Genomic DNA, 15,144 nt, shown 5'->3' on the forward strand with positions numbered 1-15,144 from the left:
GGCAGAACTACTTGTGGTAAGGGTGGCCGGACAGAACTGTCCAGGCACGATACAGCTGTTCGCCGATGAGGATGCGCACCAAAGGATGCGGCAACGTCAACGGCGAGAGCGACCAACGCTGATCGGCGCGGGCACAGACTTCCGGCGCCAGCCCCTCGGGGCCACCGACCATGAAATTGACAGTGCGCGAGTCCAGCCGCCAGCGATCGAGTTCCACCGCCAGTTGCTCGGTACTCCAGGGCTTGCCGTGGACTTCGAGGGTGACAATACGCTCGTTCGGCCCGACCTTGGCCAGCATGGCTTCGCCTTCCTGACGGATAAAGCGCGCCACGTCGGCGTTCTTGCCCCGGGTATTGAGCGGTATTTCCACCAGTTCCAGCGCCAGCTCGGACGGAAGACGCTTGGCATATTCATGCCAGCCTTCTTCCACCCACTTGGGCATGCGGGAACCGACGGCGATCAGTCGCAGTCGCACAGCCGTTCCTTATTCCTGGTCTTTGTTGAGCTTGTTGAAATGCTCGTGACCAACTTCAGGACTGTGGTGTTTGCCGTCGGCGGCACGGCTCTGCTCGGCGCCTTTCCACAGGCGCTCCAGGTCGTAGAACTGACGGGCGTTGGAGGTCATCATGTGGACGATCACGTCGTCCATGTCCAGCAGCACCCAGTCGCTGTCGCCCTTGCCTTCTTCACCCAGCGGCTTGATGCCCAAGGCTTTGACGGCTTCGCGAACCTTGTCCAGCATCGCGCCGATCTGGCGGTTGGAGGTACCGGTGGCGATGATCATGTAGTCGGTGATGCTCTGCTTGTCGCGAACGTCGATGACCAGAACGTCCTGGGCCTTGACGTCTTCCAGGGCCGCTACCGCGATCTTGACCAGTTCGTCGCCTTTAGGCGGCTCGGCAGCCAGGACTTTTTCAGGCAGCGGGGCACTCTTGAACGTGCCTTTGCGCTTAACTTTGTTTACTTCGTTGTTCGTCATAAAAAACTCGTTTTGCTCGTTTGTTCGGGCGCTTCAATACACGTTGTTGCCACGTGCCTTGAGGCACTCCTATTCAGTTCGACGCACGGTAGAGTCCGTGCGCATCGATGTAGGCCAGGACCGCGTCGGGCACCAGGAAACGTACCGACTTACCGCTGGCCAGCAGTTGACGGATCTGGGTGGCGGATACCGCGAGCGGTGTCTGCCAGACGAATGCAATCTGTCCGCTCGGCCCTTTGAGGGCCAGCGGGTCGCTCACCGAGCGCGCTGCCAGCAGGTTGCGCAAGGCATCCGGCGGTTCGCTGTCGGCATCCGGGCGTTGCAACACCAGGATATGGCAATGCTGGAGCAACTCTTCCCAGCGGTGCCAAGTGGGCAGGCCGCAAAATGCGTCCCAGCCCAAAAGCAGAAAAACCTGGGTCTCGGCGGCCATTTCGGCACGCATCAACTCCAGGGTATCAATGGTGTAGGACGGTTTGTCCCGCTGCAATTCGCGGGCGTCCACCACCAACGGTGCCACACCGGCCACCGCGCACTCGACCATCGCCAGACGGTCCTTCGCCGACACCTGCGGCGTATTCCGATGGGGCGGCCTGGCACTCGGTGTCAGGCGCAGCTCATCGAGGCCCAGGGTCTCGGCAACTTCCAGCGCACCGCGCAAATGACCGATGTGCACCGGGTCGAACGTTCCACCCAGCACGCCAATACGGCGAGGCACTGGCTCGCTGACGGTCGACGGGGCTGACGGGTCGAAGTCGCCCAAGTCAGACCGGCTCCTGTCCGCGCAACTGGCCATCACCGACCACGATGTACTTCTCGCAGGTCAGTCCTTCGAGGCCGACCGGGCCGCGGGCGTGCAGCTTATCAGTAGAAATGCCGATCTCGGCACCCAATCCGTATTCGAAGCCATCGGCAAAGCAGGTCGGAGTGTTGATCATCACCGACGACGAATCGACTTCAGCCACGAAACGCCGGGTGTCGCCCTGGTGTTCGCTGACAATCGAATCGGTGTGGTGCGAGCCGTAATGGTTGATGTGCTCGATAGCCTGTTCCAGCCCGTCGACCACGCGGATCGACAGAATCGCGTCGAGGTACTCGGTACTCCAGTCATCGAGGGTGGCCGGCACGGCATCGATGATTGCCCGGGTGCGTTCACAGCCACGCAGCTCGACACCTTTCTCGCGGAACTGGGCCGCCATCGCCGGAAGAAAATCTTTGGCGACGGTTTGGTCGACGAGCAGCGTTTCCATGGCACCGCAGATGCCGTAACGGTAAGTTTTGGCGTTGAACGCGATGCGCTGGGCCTTCGCCAGGTCCGCGTGTTCGCTGACGTAAACGTGGCAAATGCCGTCCAGGTGTTTGATCACTGGCACGCGAGCATCTCGACTGACGCGCTCGATCAGGCCGCGACCGCCGCGAGGCACGATGACATCGACGTATTCGGGCATGGTGATCAGCGCGCCGACGGCGGCACGGTCAGTGGTTTCGACCACTTGCACCACCGCGGCCGGCAATTCGGCCTCGGCCAGTCCGCGCTGGATACAGGCAGCGATGGCACGATTGGAATGAATGGCTTCCGACCCGCCACGCAGAATGGTCGCGTTGCCGGATTTCAGGCACAGGCTGGCGGCATCGATGGTGACGTTCGGACGGGATTCGTAAATGATCCCGATGACGCCCAAGGGCACGCGCATCTTGCCGACCTGGATACCCGACGGACGGAAACTCATGTCACGGATCGCTCCGACCGGGTCCGGCAGCGCGGCCACCTGGCGCAAACCGACGATCATGCCGTCGATACGCGCCGGCGTCAGCGCCAGGCGTTCAAGCAAAGCCGGTTCAAGACCGTTGGCGCGGCCGGCTGCCAAGTCCAGCTCATTGGCTGCGGTCAACTCGGCGCGGGCGGCGTCCAGTGCGTTGGCGGCGGCCTGCAAGGCGCGGTTTTTCTGCGCAGTGCTGGCGCGGCCAATCACGCGGGAAGCTTCGCGGGCGGCGCGACCCAAGCGGGTCATGTAGTCAAGAACGGACTCAGTCATGGTCTGGGCGTGGTCTTTTCTAAGGTCTTGGTAAAGAGTAAAGCGGCAGATTATAGCTGTCGTGCCTCCTGACTAACAGCGGTGACGGGCGGATGGTCGAAATGGAGAGCAAATTGCCGACGTTCAGCCGGGTTTAAGCTGCAAATTGTTATCATCACCACTCAATCAGCCCTGATAAACACTGTTCATCATGTCCAATCTGACTGTCCGAACGTCCGCCATGAGCCTGCCCACGGGCCTTGCGGACGCATTTTTCGACCGCGACGCGCAAATTCTTGCCCGGGACCTGCTCGGGAAAGTCATTCGGCATCGGGTCAACGGACTGTGGCTCAGCGCAAGGATCATTGAAACCGAAGCCTATTACTGCGCCGAAAAAGGCAGTCATGCGTCGCTCGGCTACACAGAAAAACGTAAGGCTTTGTTTCTGGATGGCGGTCACATTTATATGTATTACGCCCGGGGTGGCGACTCCCTGAACTTCAGCGCCCAAGGTCCGGGCAACGCAGTGCTGATCAAATCGGCTTACCCGTGGGTCGACGACGTGAGCGGCCCGGCGAGCCTGGCGCAGATGCTGTTGAACAACCCCGACGCCCGGGGCCGCCCTCGCCCACCGCAAAAGCTCTGCGCCGGGCAAACCCTGCTGTGCAAGTCGTTGGGGCTGAAGGTACCGGTCTGGGATGCCAAGCGCTTCGACCACGAGGTGCTGCTGGTTGAAGATGTCGGCCAGTCCCCTGCCCACGTTATCCAGACCACGCGCCTGGGCATCCCCCATGGACGAGATGAACATCTGATGTACCGCTTTGTCGACTCGGCCTACGCTGCCTGGTGCACACGGAACCCGCTGCGACGGGGTCAGGTCGAAGGGCGCGACTATTTTATGCTGGGCTGAATGCTGACCAACACTGACTCCTGTGGGAGCGGGTGTATTCAGAGTGATGTGTTCTCAACAGGATCAACTGAACATTCAATGGAGTTGTCTTTATGGGCCAATGGCTCGATAGCGTGACCGGGTGGCTGACGGTCAACCCGCAATGGCTGGCGGCGGCGGTTTTCATCGTGGCCTTTGTCGAATGCCTGGCGATTGCCGGCCTGATCGTGCCCGGCACGGTGTTGCTGTTTGCCGTCGCGGTACTGGCAGGCAGTGGGGCGTTGTCGCTGAGTGAAACGCTATTGCTGGGTTTCCTCGCCGGCGTGTTGGGCGATGTGGTGTCGTATTTCCTGGGGCGCCACTTCCACCAGAACATCCGGCGCCTGCCAGGTTTGCGTCATCACCCCGAGTGGATCGCCGGGGCGGAGTCATACTTCCAGCGCTACGGCATCGCCAGCCTGTTGGTCGGACGCTTTATCGGCCCGTTGCGCCCGATGCTGCCGATGGTGGCCGGCATGTTCGACATGCCCTTCCCGCGTTTCTTCGCCGTCAGCCTGTTGGCTGGCGCGGGCTGGTCGGTGGCGTATCTGCTGCCGGGTTGGGCCACCGGGGCAGCGATCCGCCTGCCGCTGCCTGAAGGTTTCTGGCCTGAGGCCGGGATCGTCGCCGGCGCCATCGCCGTGATGGTCGGATTGAGTGCAACCAGCAGTTTGCGCCGACATCGCAACGCCACCGTTTTCATTACCGGGATGAGCCTGCTGATTCTCGCCGGGCTGTTCGTCGGTTATCCACACCTGACCGCGCTCGATCAAGGCGTGATGGCCCTGGTGCAGGAGCATCGCAAACCCGCACTCGATGAAGTGGCCGTCGTCCTCACGCTGATCGGCGAATTCCACATCATGCTGCTGTTCAGTGCCTTGCTGGTGGCGCTTCTGCTGATCACCCGACAATGGCGCCAGGCGATATTCGCTTGCGGCACGATGCTGTGCACTGCGCTGGCCAATACCGTGACCAAAGGCTTTTTCGCCCGCGTGCGGCCGGAAGTGCTGAGCGATCCCCTGACCAGCTACAGCATGCCCAGCGGTCATGCATCCGGCGCATTTGCGCTGTTCCTGACTCTGGCCGTGCTGGCGGGACGCGGACAACCGCCGCGGATGCGTCTGACCTGGTTGCTGGTGGCTTGTTTGCCAGCGCTGGCGATTGCCCTGTCGCGGGTTTATCTCGGCGCGCACTGGCCAACCGATGTATTGGCCGGTGCGATGCTGGCGGCCTGCGTCTGCGCGGCCAGCCTGTGGCTGAGCCAGCGCAAGGTTCAGCTCAATTCCATGCCACCGAAGGTCTGGTGGCTGATCTTGCCGTCGCTGGTGGCTCTGTTCGGGTTCTTTGTGTTGCGGCATTTGCCGCATACGATGCTGCGGTACGCCTATTAACCAGCCTCAGGCAAACAGCTCGCCCTGCAACTCGTCCAGCAGCGCCTGGATCGCATCCAGCCGCTGTTGCGGATCATCGAGTTGCAGCAGGTCGATCTTGTCCAGTTCGGCGAACGGCAACAGGTAAGCCAGCTGATTGGCCAGCGATTGCTGACCGGTCGCTTCGGTTCCCATGTTCAGCGCTTCGACCATCGGGTGTTCAGCCAAGGCCTTGAGCAATGCCACCAGATCGGCATCCTCGTCCTGCAGCGGCTGTTCCGGCTCCTCGTCGAGCCACTCGACCTCTGCCACGATCAACTGATCACGTTGCAGTTCGGTGCGCAGAATGTTGAAGCGCCGGCCACCCTGAACCCGAATCCCCAACAGACCATTGTCCTGTGTCTTGAAATCGGTGATCAGCGCCTCACACCCCACCAGCGCGTACCCCGCCGGAGCAATGCCGACTTCTTCGCCCTCCAGGATGCAGACCACGCCGAAGCCGCCGCCCTGTTTCATGCAGCGACCGATCATGTCCAGGTAGCGCGCCTCGAAAATCTGCAAGTCGAGGATGCAGCCGGGAAACAGCACTGTATTGAGTGGGAAAAGCGGCAGACTCATAGACATTTCCTTACACCACCATCGACACCGCCAACGGCAGCAACACCGCCGTGGCCACGCCCATCAGACTCATCGCCAGCGCCGCGAAGGCGCCACATTCTTCACTTTCCTGCATCGCCACCGCCGTGCCGACAGCATGGGCGGTCATGCCCAGCGCCATACCCCGAGCCTCGGGGCTGTGGACGCCGAGCCGGGTCAACAGACTCGGACCAAAGATCGCGCCGATCACACCGGTAATCAACACGAACACCGCAGCCAATGCCGCGACGCCACCGATCTGTTCGGCCACCAACATCGCAATCGGCGAAGTGACCGACTTCGGCGCCATGGTCATCAGGATCATGTGTTCAGCACCGAACCACCAACCCAGAAGCACGCCAAGGACTGTAGCAACCACTCCGCCTATCACCAGCGTAGTAAAAATCGGCCAGAACAACTGCCGAATCCGCCGCAGATTAAGGTAAAGCGGCACCGCCAGCGCGACCGTCGCCGGGCCGAGCAGGATGCTGAGGATCTCGGTGCTCTTGCGGTACTCGACATAAGTCAGGCCGCAGCCCACCAGCACACCGATCACCAGCAACATGGAGACCAGCACCGGCTGCAAAAAGATCCAGCGGGTTTTCTCGTAGGCCGCCAGTACCAGTTGATAGGCGCCGAGGGTGATGCCAATGCCGAACAGGGGATGGTGGATCACCGACGCCCAAGCGCCATGCCAGTCGAAGATCATTGGTTGTCCTCTGGGTGAACATGACGTTTGACCAGTCGCTGCATCAACACACCGGCAAAAGCCATCGACAGCAACAGCGACAAAAACAGTGCACCGACGATGGCCCAGAAATCCGCGGCGATGTCTGCGGCATACACCATCACACCCACCGCCGGGGGCACCAGCAACAAGGGCAAATAGCGCAACAGACTGCTGGCCGCCAGGTTCAGCGGCTCACCGACCTGGCCGCGACTGATCAGAAACACCAGCAACAGCAACAGGCCGATGATTGGACCTGGCAGGAACGGCAGCAGCAAATGGTTGATCGCGGTGCCGAGCAATTGGAACAGCACCAGCCAGGTCAGGCCACGTAACAACATCTTTCATCTCCCGCAAAATCCGTCACCCGCATTGGCCTGGGCATTATAAGCATGCCTGCCCTATACAACGGCATTCGCCAAAAGCATGGTCGGTTGACCGGAGCAAATTGCCATGTTGATCTAAAGTGGTAATCCGGGAGGTCAAATCCCCCCCCACTCAAAACTATAAAAGCGATGAACCCAAGGAGAGTCTCAATGCCCTATGTTCCAGTTGCAGAGCTCAAAGATTATGTCGGGAAGGAACTTGGACGTTCCGAATGGCTCACCATCGATCAGGCGCGAATCAACCTGTTCGCCGAAGCCACTGGGGATTATCAGTTCATCCATGTCGACCCGGTCAAAGCCGCACAAACGCCATTTGGCAGCACCATTGCCCACGGCTTCCTGTCGCTGTCGCTGATTCCAAAACTGATGGAAGACATTCTCGTCATACCGCAAGGCCTGAAAATGGTGGTCAACTACGGCCTGGACAGCGTGCGCTTCATTCAGCCGGTCAAGGTCGATTCGAAAGTGCGCCTCAAGGTCGACCTGACCGACGTCACCGAGAAAAAGCCTGGCCAATGGTTGCTCAAGGCCACCGCCACCCTGGAAATCGAAGGCTCGGAGAAACCGGCGTATATCGCCGAACCGTTGTCACTCTGCTTCGTGTAAACCTTCCGGAATGCGAAGCAGCGCCCGCTGTTTCGCGCCCCCAGCCATTCTATCGACTGTATATGGACACATAGCTGCGGCATACTCGGTCGCCTAATTGCCCGGAACCCGCTATGCGCTCACTTGCACTCATTGCCTTGACCCTGATGCTCACCGCTTGCGGAGACGGCGAATCGCTGTTGCCCCCTGATGCGCGGCTGCCGGACGGCGGACGCTATCGTGGCGACATGGTCAATGGCTTGCTGCAAGGCCAGGGCCGGATCGACTACCCGAATGGCAGCTGGTACGCCGGTGAGTTCGATAAAGGCCAATGGCACGGCCAGGGTGAATGGCACGGCAGCAATGGCGAGGTCTATCGCGGGCAATTCAATCAAGGGTTGTTCGACGGCCAAGGCGCCTTGAGCACCAACGGCAGCCGTTACAACGGCGGTTTCAAACTGGGCCGGCGTAACGGTGAAGGCACCCTCAAAGAAAACGGCATGACCTACCGCGGCGAGTTCAAGGCCGATCAGTTTTCCGGGCTCGGCCGCCTCGAACTCGAAGACGGCAGCGCCTACCAGGGCCAGTTCGCCCACGGCAAACCCAATGGCGAGGGCCAGCGCGGCGACGCCAGCGGCAACCAGTACAGCGGGCACTTCGTCGACGGTCAGCTGGAAGGCAAGGGAACCTTCAACAGTGCCGACGGCGATATCTACGTCGGCGGTTTCAAGAACAATCAACTGGACGGGAAAGGTCGCTACGAAAACGCCGACGGCGACGTCTGGCTGGGTCTGTTCAAGGAAGGTTCGCTCAACGGCAAAGGCGAGTTGATCGGTGCAGACGGTAGTCACTACATCGGCCATTTCAACGACTGGCGCTTCAGCGGTCAGGGGCGACTGAACCTGGCCGACGGCAGTTTCTACATCGGCCAGTTCGACAACGACACCTATCAGGGCCGCGGCACTCTGGTGCTGACCGATGGTTCGGTGCTCAGCGGTATCTGGGTCAACGGCCAGCGAGTGCGCGATGCCGATGGCAAGCTGCTGCCGGACACGCTCGAACTCGGTTTGCTGGCCCAGGGGCGTCTGCTCGAAGAAGCGCTGGGCGGTGTGCCGGCCTCGACGCCAGCGGTGGAACTGTACACCCTGACCCTCGGCGGCGATGGCAAACAGAGTGTGTTCCTGCGTGAATCCGACTATGTCGCCAATATGCTCAACAGTCGTTTCGGCGCCTTTGGCCAGATCCGCCTGGTCAACCATCGCGACCACCTCGGCGACCGCCCGATGGCCACCCGGGAGAACCTGCGCCGCGCTGCGCTGACCCTGGCCGAACGCAGCGGTCCCGAAGACCTGATATTCATTTACCTGACCAGCCATGGCACCAGCGAACACGAGCTGGTACTCGACCAGCCGCGCATGGAGCTGGCCGATCTGCCGGCCGATGAACTGGCGGCCGTCCTCGCTCCGCTGAAGAACCGCGACAAGGTGATTGTGATTTCGTCCTGCTATTCCGGCGGTTTCATCCCCGCCCTCAAGGACGAGCGCACCCTGATCATGACCGCTTCGCGGGCCGACCGCGTGTCGTTCGGCTGTTCGGAGGAAGCCAACTTCACCTACTTCGGCGATGCCTTGTTCGCCCAGGCGCTGAACCAGACCGACGATCTGGAACAAGCCTTCAAACTGGCCAGGGCCACCGTCGCCGAGCGGGAGCTGGCCGACAACTTCGAAGCCTCCGAACCGCAGATCTGGGCGCCAAAAACCGTCCTTTCGCACTGGCAGTTGCTTCGCAAACAACAGGCAAGAAAAGCACTGCAAAGTGTCTCGATCGACAGCAAGGACGCAAAGAGCAACTAAGCTGACAGTATCAAGGGAGAAACACTATGTACTTGACGCCTCAGCATGTGCTGCTTGCCGGAGCCACCGGCCTGACCGGTGAACATTTGCTTGATCGCTTGCTCAATGAGCCAACGATTACGCGGGTTTTGGCCCCCTCACGCCGGCCATTGGCCGAACATCCTCACCTTGAAAACCCGGTAGGCGACCCTGCGGAGTTTCTGCCGCAACTCAATGGCCGTGTCGACATCGCCTATTGCTGCCTCGGCACGACCATCAAGAAAGCCGGTTCCGAAGAGGCGTTCCGCGCGGTGGATCTGGACATGGTCGTGGCGTTCGCCAAACGAGCCCGGGAAATGGGAGCGCGCCACCTGATCGTGATCAGCGCCTTGGGAGCCGATCGCAGATCCTCGATTTTCTACAACAAGGTCAAGGGCGAAATGGAGCACGCATTACGCGCGCAAAACTGGCCGCAATTGACGATTTGCCGGCCATCGCTGCTGCTGGGCGAGCGCATCGAGCCGCGCTTTGCCGAGAAAGTCGCCGGTCCACTGTCTCGGCTGATTCCCGGCAAATACCATGGCATCGAAGCCTGCCAACTGGCCCGCGCCATGTGGCGCCTGGCTCTGGAGGAGCAGGATGGGGTGCGGATTGTCGAGTCGGATGAATTGAGGAAGCTGGGAAAATAAGACCAATCTATCGCAGCCTTCGGCAGTTTCTAGAAGAAACGCCTTCAAACGAAGGCTGCGATTCTTGGTTTTTTTACAACCCTCCGGTCGCCTGAAAACTCACGCCAATCACCGTCAATAACGACAACGGCAACAGCAGCGTGTCGAGCAAGGCACTGGCCGGCAGATCGACGCCGGGATAGCTCGGGGCTTCGGCGCCGAAACGGTCCATGGCGCAACAGCCGCCATTCATCGCATACAGATCCAGCCGCGTCCCGGCGTATACCACCGGCGCTCCAGGCTTGGCGGCATCCAGCGTTCGCGCCGTGGCACAGCCAGCCAATTGCAGCGCCAGGACAATCGTCAGTAACTTATTCATCGCTGGTCAGATGGTGCTCGCCCCAACGCGGCAGCATGTCCTGGGGAATGTTCAGCAAATTGAGGATTCGCGCCACGACAAAATCGATCAGGTCGTCGATGGTTTGCGGCTGATGATAAAAACCCGGCGAGGCCGGCAATATCGTCACGCCCATGTTCGACAGCTTGAGCATGTTCTCCAGATGAATGCTCGAATACGGCGCCTCGCGCGGCACCAGAATCAACTGGCGACGCTCCTTGAGCGTGACGTCGGCGGCACGCTCGATCAGGTTGTTGCAGGCACCGTTGGCGATGGCCGACAAAGTGCCGGTCGAGCATGGCACCACCACCATCGCCGCCGGTGAGCCGGAGCCCGAAGCCACCGGCGACATCCAGTCCTCCTTGCCATACACGCGGATCTGCCCGGCAGCGGCGCCGGTGTATTCGGTGAGGAAGGCCTGCATCATCTGTGGTTTGGCCGGCAAGGTGACGTCGGTTTCGGTGGCCATCACCAATTGCGCGGCCTTGGAAATCAGGAAGTGCACTTCGCGATCTTCGCGCACCAGGCAATCGAGCAGGCGCAAGCCGTACTGCGCGCCGGAAGCACCGGTCATCGCCAGCGTGATGCGGTCCGGACCGTTGTTCATTGCAGCGCCTCAGCGAGTTTGCCGTGCAGGCCACCGAAACCGCCGTTGCTCATGATCACCACGTGAGTGCCCGGCTGCGCCTGGCTCTTCACGCGCTCGATGATGCCTTCCAGCGAATCGCTGACAATCGACGGCACGGTGCACAGCGCTGCAGTGGCTGCCAGATCCCAGCCGAGATTGGCCGGCGCATACCAGATCACCTGATCGGCATCGACCACGCTATCCGGCAAACCGTCACGGTGTGCGCCGAGCTTCATGGAGTTGGAGCGTGGCTCGATGATCGCGATCAATGGCGCGTCGCCAATGCGTTTGCGCAAGCCGTCGAGGGTGGTGGCGATGGCGGTCGGGTGATGAGCAAAGTCGTCATAAATGGTAATGCCACGGACTTCTGCGACTTTTTCCATGCGCCGCTTCACGCTTTTGAAGACACTCAGCGCCGCGATGCCCATGGACGGCACCACACCGACGTGGCGCGCGGCGGCCAATGTGGCCAGCGCGTTGGCGACGTTGTGCTGGCCGGTCATGTCCCATTCCACCACGCCCTGGGAAACGCCTTCGAACATCACTTCGAAGGCCGAACCGTCTTCGCTCAACAACTTGACCTGCCACTGTCCACCGGCACCGGTGGTTTGCACCGGGGTCCAGCAGCCCATCTCAATGACCCGCTGCAAGGCAGGCTCAGTGGTGGGATGGATCACCAGGCCTTCGCTCGGGATGGTCCGCACCAAATGATGGAACTGGCGTTCGATGGCCGGTAGGTCCGGGAAAATATCGGCGTGGTCGAATTCCAGGTTGTTCAGGATGGCCGTGCGTGGACGGTAGTGAACGAACTTGGAGCGCTTGTCGAAGAACGCACTGTCGTATTCATCCGCTTCAATGACAAAAAACGGTGTATCGCCCAGACGCGCCGAGACCGAGAAGTTCTGCGGCACGCCACCGATCAGGAAACCCGGGCTCATGCCCGCGTGTTCCAACACCCAGGCAAGCATGCTGCTGGTGGTGGTTTTACCGTGCGTGCCGGCAACCGCGAGCACCCAGCGACCTTGCAGCACGTGATCGGCCAGCCATTGCGGGCCGGAGACGTAAGGCAGGCCTTTGTTCAGCACGTACTCGACCGCCGGATTGCCACGGGACATGGCGTTGCCGATCACCACCAGATCCGGTGCCGGGTCGAGCTGCGCCGGGTCGTAGCCTTGGGTCAGCTCGATGCCCTGAGCCTCAAGTTGCGTGCTCATCGGCGGGTAGACGTTGGCATCGGAGCCGGTGACGTGATGGCCCAGCTCTTTGGCCAGAACCGCCATCGAACCCATGAAAGTGCCGCAGATACCAAGAATATGAATGTGCATAGTCGACCTCGTAAAACATGGCCGCAGGTTAGCTTAGGGTGGGAAAATTCGCACCTTGTGTTTCCACTTCTCGGACGCACTGATGATCGTTCCCACGCTCCGCGTGGGAATGCAGCAAGGGACGCTCTGCGTCCCATAAGCGGACGCAGAGCGTCCAGGGAGGCATTCCCACGCAGAGCGTGGGAACGATCAGCTATGCGGAGCGGGCGATACCATGTTTGCGCAGCTTTCTGTAAAGGGTATTTCGGCTAACACCCAAATGCTCAGCCGTATGCGTCATGTGCCACCGCGTCTGCTCCAGTGCATTCAACAGCGCCAAACGCTCGGCATCCTCCAGCGGATGCTCCGCTGGCTCCTCGATAGCTTGCGCTACCGCCGGCCGGGCCTGTCGAATCATCAACGGCAAATCCTCCAACCCGATCCGCCCGCCGTCACACAAGGCCGCCAACGTACGCAGCACATTGCGCAACTGCCGAACGTTCCCCGGCCAGGCGAAACCGAGCAAGGCCTGGCGCGCCGGCCCATCAATCAACACCGTTTCACCGCGCGCTTCTTCGGCCAGCAAAAAGTCGAGCAACTGTGATTTGTCACTGCGTTCGCGCAATGGCGGCAGTGCGACTTCCAGCCCATTGAGCCGGTAATACAGGTCTTCACGGAAGCTGCCGTCCTGCACTCGCTCAAGCAGATTGCGGTGCGTGGCGCTGATGATCCGCACATTGACCGATTCCGGCTCTCCTCCGATTGGCACGACCTGCCGGTCTTCCAGCACCCTTAACAACCGTGTCTGCAAGGCCAGCGGCATATCGCCGATTTCATCCAGGAACAAAGTACCGCCATCGGCCTGCTGTAACTTGCCGCGCATGCCCTCCTTGCGCGCGCCGGTGAAGCTGCCAGCGCGATAGCCGAACAATTCGCTCTCGATCAAGCTTTCGGGGATAGCTGCGCAGTTGAGGGCAACGAAGGTTTTTTCCGCGCGTTGACTGGCTTGATGCAGCGCTTTGGCGAAGGCCTCTTTACCCGAGCCGGTTTCACCGTTGATCAACAGCGGCACGTCCCGCTCGTAAACGCGCAAGGCCTTGCGAAAATCCGCCTGCAAGCCGCTATCGCCCAGGCAGATGCCAGGCATCGCAGCCCGATCTTCAACAACGGGGGCTGGCTTCAGTGGCACAGGTACGCGCCGCGACTCGCCACGCAGCACGGCAAACAGCCGGCGCCCATCACGGGTGCGCAGTGGCCAACTCGCACTGGCCTGGCTGCTGGCGCGGCCGAGCAATTCATCCAGCGAGCAATCGAAAAACGCTTCAACCGGTTTGCCGAGCAAGCCGCCGCGCACAAACCCCAGCAGGTTCAGGGCACTTTGGTTGACCGCACTGATCCGTCCTTCACCATCAAACGCCAGCAATCCTTCACTGAACAAGCCGACGGACTCGGCCTGCAAATGAAAACGCAGCAGCCACTGGTTGTCGAAACAACGCAGGAAATAGCAGCTCTCAATCATCTTCGCCGAAAGATTGACCAGCGCCATGGTGTGAAACTGACTCTGACGCGAGACATCGTGCCGTGCCGAGGACACATCGAGCACCGCCAGCAGTTCGCCATGCGGGTCGAACACCGGGCTCGCCGAACAGGTCAGGCCGGTGTGACGGCCACGGAAGTGTTCGTCCTGGTGAATGGTCAGCGCCTGGCGCTCTACCATGCAGGTACCGATACCGTTGGTGCCTTCGCAGGCCTCGCTCCAGTCGGCGCCGAGCCAGAGGCCGGCACGCTCGAAAATCTTCCGTTCGGCGGGGGCCGTCACGCAGTTGAGGATCACGCCGCGCGCATCGGTCAACAGCACCGCATGGCCGGCGCCTGAGAGTTGCTGATGCAGGCTGGTCATTTCGTTGCCGGCGATGTGCAGCACTTGTTGCAAGCGTTCGCGGCTTTCGAGGACGCGCCCATGCTCAAGCACCGTCGGCGCCATGCTCAGGGCCGGGTCAAGGTGATAGTCCTCAAGACAACGCAGCCAGGAACGGGCGATGGACGGATCGCTGCCTGGACCGTGCAGATGGGTTTTCCCCTGCGTGACGGTCAATACTTGCTGGGCATGGCGACTCAAATGGTTGTCGTGCATTTCTTATTGTTCTCCCCGAGAGCAGTGCCGCCCCTTTCAGGCCTGGCACACGCCTTGTGGCGAGGGAGCTTGCTCCCGTTCGAGTGCGAAGCGCTCGCCAGAACCTGACCGGTAGACATTTTGGAGCCGCTTCGCAGCCCAGCGGGAGCAAGCTCCCTCGCCACAAAAAGGATTATCCGCGCGGCATCCTGCGGCCGAGCATCCTCCAGCCCGGCGCGCATTGCAATGCTGGCGAGACCCATCAGTCACAAGCTGTGCCATAAGCGGTACAAACTGTCACAGGGGCTGTACCGAAAGCGTCACAGCCGTCACCCGCCCGTCTGGGAAAAATCGTCCAAGGCCTTGATTTGCCTGAGCTGCAGGGCAATGGCCCGACCTTTGCTCTACGCTTATAGCAAGCGCACATGCGCGACTCCCTATAAGCACAAAAGCAAGGAGAGACCACCATGCGTTACGCTCACCCCGGTACTGAAGGCGCTATCGTTTCGTTCAAGAGCAAATACGGTAACTACATCGGCGGCGAGTTCGTCGCGCCTGTCAAAGGTCAGTACTTCA

The 15,144-nt window shown here is 60.7% G+C and carries 17 protein-coding genes; 6 read left to right on the forward strand and 11 right to left on the reverse strand.

Going from position 1 to position 15,144, the window contains the following annotated elements; translation table 11 throughout:
- Positions 1-7 precede the first annotated feature (7 nt).
- The 4 genes from rlmH to D8U73_RS04970 form a co-directional block, all read right to left on the reverse strand.
- The gene (gene rlmH, locus D8U73_RS04955) at positions 8-475 is read right to left on the reverse strand and encodes a 23S rRNA (pseudouridine(1915)-N(3))-methyltransferase RlmH (RefSeq protein ID WP_003185785.1); all 468 of its coding nucleotides are present in this window, start codon (positions 473-475) and stop codon (positions 8-10) included.
- 9 nt (positions 476-484) lie between these two features.
- On the reverse strand, positions 485-979 hold the full coding sequence (rsfS, locus tag D8U73_RS04960; protein WP_056855808.1) for a ribosome silencing factor: 495 nt from the start codon (positions 977-979) through the stop codon (positions 485-487).
- A 73-nt stretch (positions 980-1,052) separates the two neighbouring features.
- Positions 1,053-1,697, reverse strand: coding sequence for a nicotinate-nucleotide adenylyltransferase (gene nadD / locus D8U73_RS04965; RefSeq protein ID WP_162250584.1), 645 nt, complete (start codon positions 1,695-1,697; stop codon positions 1,053-1,055).
- A gap of 46 nt (positions 1,698-1,743) precedes the next feature.
- The gene (locus D8U73_RS04970; RefSeq protein ID WP_130903864.1) at positions 1,744-3,015 is read right to left on the reverse strand and encodes a glutamate-5-semialdehyde dehydrogenase; all 1,272 of its coding nucleotides are present in this window, start codon (positions 3,013-3,015) and stop codon (positions 1,744-1,746) included.
- Positions 3,016-3,205: 190 nt separating this feature from the next.
- Here D8U73_RS04970 and D8U73_RS04975 point away from each other — a divergent pair, with 190 nt between their 5' ends.
- The gene (locus tag D8U73_RS04975; RefSeq protein ID WP_130903865.1) at positions 3,206-3,904 is read left to right on the forward strand and encodes a DNA-3-methyladenine glycosylase; all 699 of its coding nucleotides are present in this window, start codon (positions 3,206-3,208) and stop codon (positions 3,902-3,904) included.
- Positions 3,905-3,996: 92 nt separating this feature from the next.
- Entirely contained in the window at positions 3,997-5,313 is a 1,317-nt protein-coding gene (locus D8U73_RS04980) for a bifunctional DedA family/phosphatase PAP2 family protein (RefSeq protein ID WP_130903866.1), read from the forward strand.
- Between the two features lie 6 nt (positions 5,314-5,319).
- On the opposite strand, the gene D8U73_RS04985 is transcribed toward D8U73_RS04980, so the two are convergent.
- The 3 genes from D8U73_RS04985 to D8U73_RS04995 are packed head-to-tail and all read right to left on the reverse strand — an operon-like array spanning position 5,320 to position 6,996.
- A complete protein-coding gene (locus D8U73_RS04985; RefSeq protein ID WP_056855813.1) occupies positions 5,320-5,910 on the reverse strand; it encodes an LON peptidase substrate-binding domain-containing protein in 591 nt (196 codons plus the stop codon).
- A 10-nt stretch (positions 5,911-5,920) separates the two neighbouring features.
- Positions 5,921-6,637: an LrgB family protein gene (locus D8U73_RS04990; protein WP_075949055.1), complete on the reverse strand. Its 717-nt coding sequence runs from the start codon at positions 6,635-6,637 to the stop codon at positions 5,921-5,923.
- On the reverse strand, positions 6,634-6,996 hold the full coding sequence (locus tag D8U73_RS04995) for a CidA/LrgA family protein (protein ID WP_056855815.1): 363 nt from the start codon (positions 6,994-6,996) through the stop codon (positions 6,634-6,636). Before D8U73_RS04995 ends, D8U73_RS04990 begins: the two co-directional genes overlap by 4 nt.
- Positions 6,997-7,191: 195 nt before the next feature.
- On the opposite strand from D8U73_RS04995, the gene D8U73_RS05000 reads away from it, so the two are divergent.
- The 3 genes from D8U73_RS05000 (at position 7,192) to D8U73_RS05010 (ending at position 10,147) form a co-directional block, all read left to right on the forward strand.
- Positions 7,192-7,647: a MaoC family dehydratase gene (locus tag D8U73_RS05000; protein ID WP_130903867.1), complete on the forward strand. Its 456-nt coding sequence runs from the start codon at positions 7,192-7,194 to the stop codon at positions 7,645-7,647.
- A 113-nt stretch (positions 7,648-7,760) separates the two neighbouring features.
- Entirely contained in the window at positions 7,761-9,479 is a 1,719-nt protein-coding gene (locus D8U73_RS05005; protein ID WP_056855817.1) for a C13 family peptidase, read from the forward strand.
- Between the two features lie 26 nt (positions 9,480-9,505).
- Entirely contained in the window at positions 9,506-10,147 is a 642-nt protein-coding gene (locus D8U73_RS05010; protein ID WP_056855818.1) for an oxidoreductase, read from the forward strand.
- Positions 10,148-10,220: 73 nt separating this feature from the next.
- Here the strand turns inward: D8U73_RS05010 and D8U73_RS05015 are convergent, their stop codons facing one another.
- The 4 genes from D8U73_RS05015 to D8U73_RS05030 all read right to left on the reverse strand — a co-directional run bounded on the left by D8U73_RS05015 (position 10,221) and on the right by D8U73_RS05030 (position 14,589).
- On the reverse strand, positions 10,221-10,505 hold the full coding sequence (locus D8U73_RS05015; RefSeq protein WP_056855821.1) for a YceK/YidQ family lipoprotein: 285 nt from the start codon (positions 10,503-10,505) through the stop codon (positions 10,221-10,223).
- Positions 10,498-11,130 carry a flavin prenyltransferase UbiX gene (ubiX, locus tag D8U73_RS05020; RefSeq protein ID WP_056855822.1) on the reverse strand — a complete coding sequence of 211 codons (633 nt, stop codon included), beginning with the start codon at positions 11,128-11,130 and terminating at the stop codon, positions 10,498-10,500. The genes D8U73_RS05015 and ubiX overlap by 8 nt, the downstream gene beginning before the upstream one ends.
- The gene (gene mpl, locus D8U73_RS05025; protein WP_130903868.1) at positions 11,127-12,476 is read right to left on the reverse strand and encodes a UDP-N-acetylmuramate:L-alanyl-gamma-D-glutamyl-meso-diaminopimelate ligase; all 1,350 of its coding nucleotides are present in this window, start codon (positions 12,474-12,476) and stop codon (positions 11,127-11,129) included. Before mpl ends, ubiX begins: the two co-directional genes overlap by 4 nt.
- Before the next feature lie 193 nt (positions 12,477-12,669).
- A complete protein-coding gene (locus D8U73_RS05030) occupies positions 12,670-14,589 on the reverse strand; it encodes a sigma-54-dependent Fis family transcriptional regulator (RefSeq protein WP_130903869.1) in 1,920 nt (639 codons plus the stop codon).
- A 446-nt stretch (positions 14,590-15,035) separates the two neighbouring features.
- On the opposite strand from D8U73_RS05030, the gene D8U73_RS29405 reads away from it, so the two are divergent.
- A partial coding sequence (locus D8U73_RS29405; protein ID WP_241664269.1) for a hypothetical protein occupies positions 15,036-15,144 on the forward strand: 109 nt, incomplete at its 3' end.

Source organism: Pseudomonas sp. Sample_22 (genome assembly GCF_004307635.1).
Classification (GTDB): Bacteria; Pseudomonadota; Gammaproteobacteria; order Pseudomonadales; family Pseudomonadaceae; genus Aquipseudomonas.

What these genes read in the sequence shown, in the direction of transcription:
- rsfS (WP_056855808.1), bottom strand. Translation starts at nt 979, where the DNA reads ATGACGAACAACGAAGTAAACAAAGTTAAGCGCAAAGGCACGTTCAAG.
- D8U73_RS04970 (WP_130903864.1), bottom strand. Translation starts at nt 3,015, where the DNA reads ATGACTGAGTCCGTTCTTGACTACATGACCCGCTTGGGTCGCGCCGCC.
- D8U73_RS04975 (WP_130903865.1), top strand. Translation starts at nt 3,206, where the DNA reads ATGTCCAATCTGACTGTCCGAACGTCCGCCATGAGCCTGCCCACGGGC.
- D8U73_RS04980 (WP_130903866.1), top strand. Translation starts at nt 3,997, where the DNA reads ATGGGCCAATGGCTCGATAGCGTGACCGGGTGGCTGACGGTCAACCCG.
- D8U73_RS04985 (WP_056855813.1), bottom strand. Translation starts at nt 5,910, where the DNA reads ATGAGTCTGCCGCTTTTCCCACTCAATACAGTGCTGTTTCCCGGCTGC.
- D8U73_RS04990 (WP_075949055.1), bottom strand. Translation starts at nt 6,637, where the DNA reads ATGATCTTCGACTGGCATGGCGCTTGGGCGTCGGTGATCCACCATCCC.
- D8U73_RS04995 (WP_056855815.1), bottom strand. Translation starts at nt 6,996, where the DNA reads ATGTTGTTACGTGGCCTGACCTGGCTGGTGCTGTTCCAATTGCTCGGC.
- D8U73_RS05000 (WP_130903867.1), top strand. Translation starts at nt 7,192, where the DNA reads ATGCCCTATGTTCCAGTTGCAGAGCTCAAAGATTATGTCGGGAAGGAA.
- D8U73_RS05005 (WP_056855817.1), top strand. Translation starts at nt 7,761, where the DNA reads ATGCGCTCACTTGCACTCATTGCCTTGACCCTGATGCTCACCGCTTGC.
- D8U73_RS05010 (WP_056855818.1), top strand. Translation starts at nt 9,506, where the DNA reads ATGTACTTGACGCCTCAGCATGTGCTGCTTGCCGGAGCCACCGGCCTG.
- D8U73_RS05015 (WP_056855821.1), bottom strand. Translation starts at nt 10,505, where the DNA reads ATGAATAAGTTACTGACGATTGTCCTGGCGCTGCAATTGGCTGGCTGT.
- ubiX (WP_056855822.1), bottom strand. Translation starts at nt 11,130, where the DNA reads ATGAACAACGGTCCGGACCGCATCACGCTGGCGATGACCGGTGCTTCC.
- mpl (WP_130903868.1), bottom strand. Translation starts at nt 12,476, where the DNA reads ATGCACATTCATATTCTTGGTATCTGCGGCACTTTCATGGGTTCGATG.
- D8U73_RS05030 (WP_130903869.1), bottom strand. Translation starts at nt 14,589, where the DNA reads ATGCACGACAACCATTTGAGTCGCCATGCCCAGCAAGTATTGACCGTC.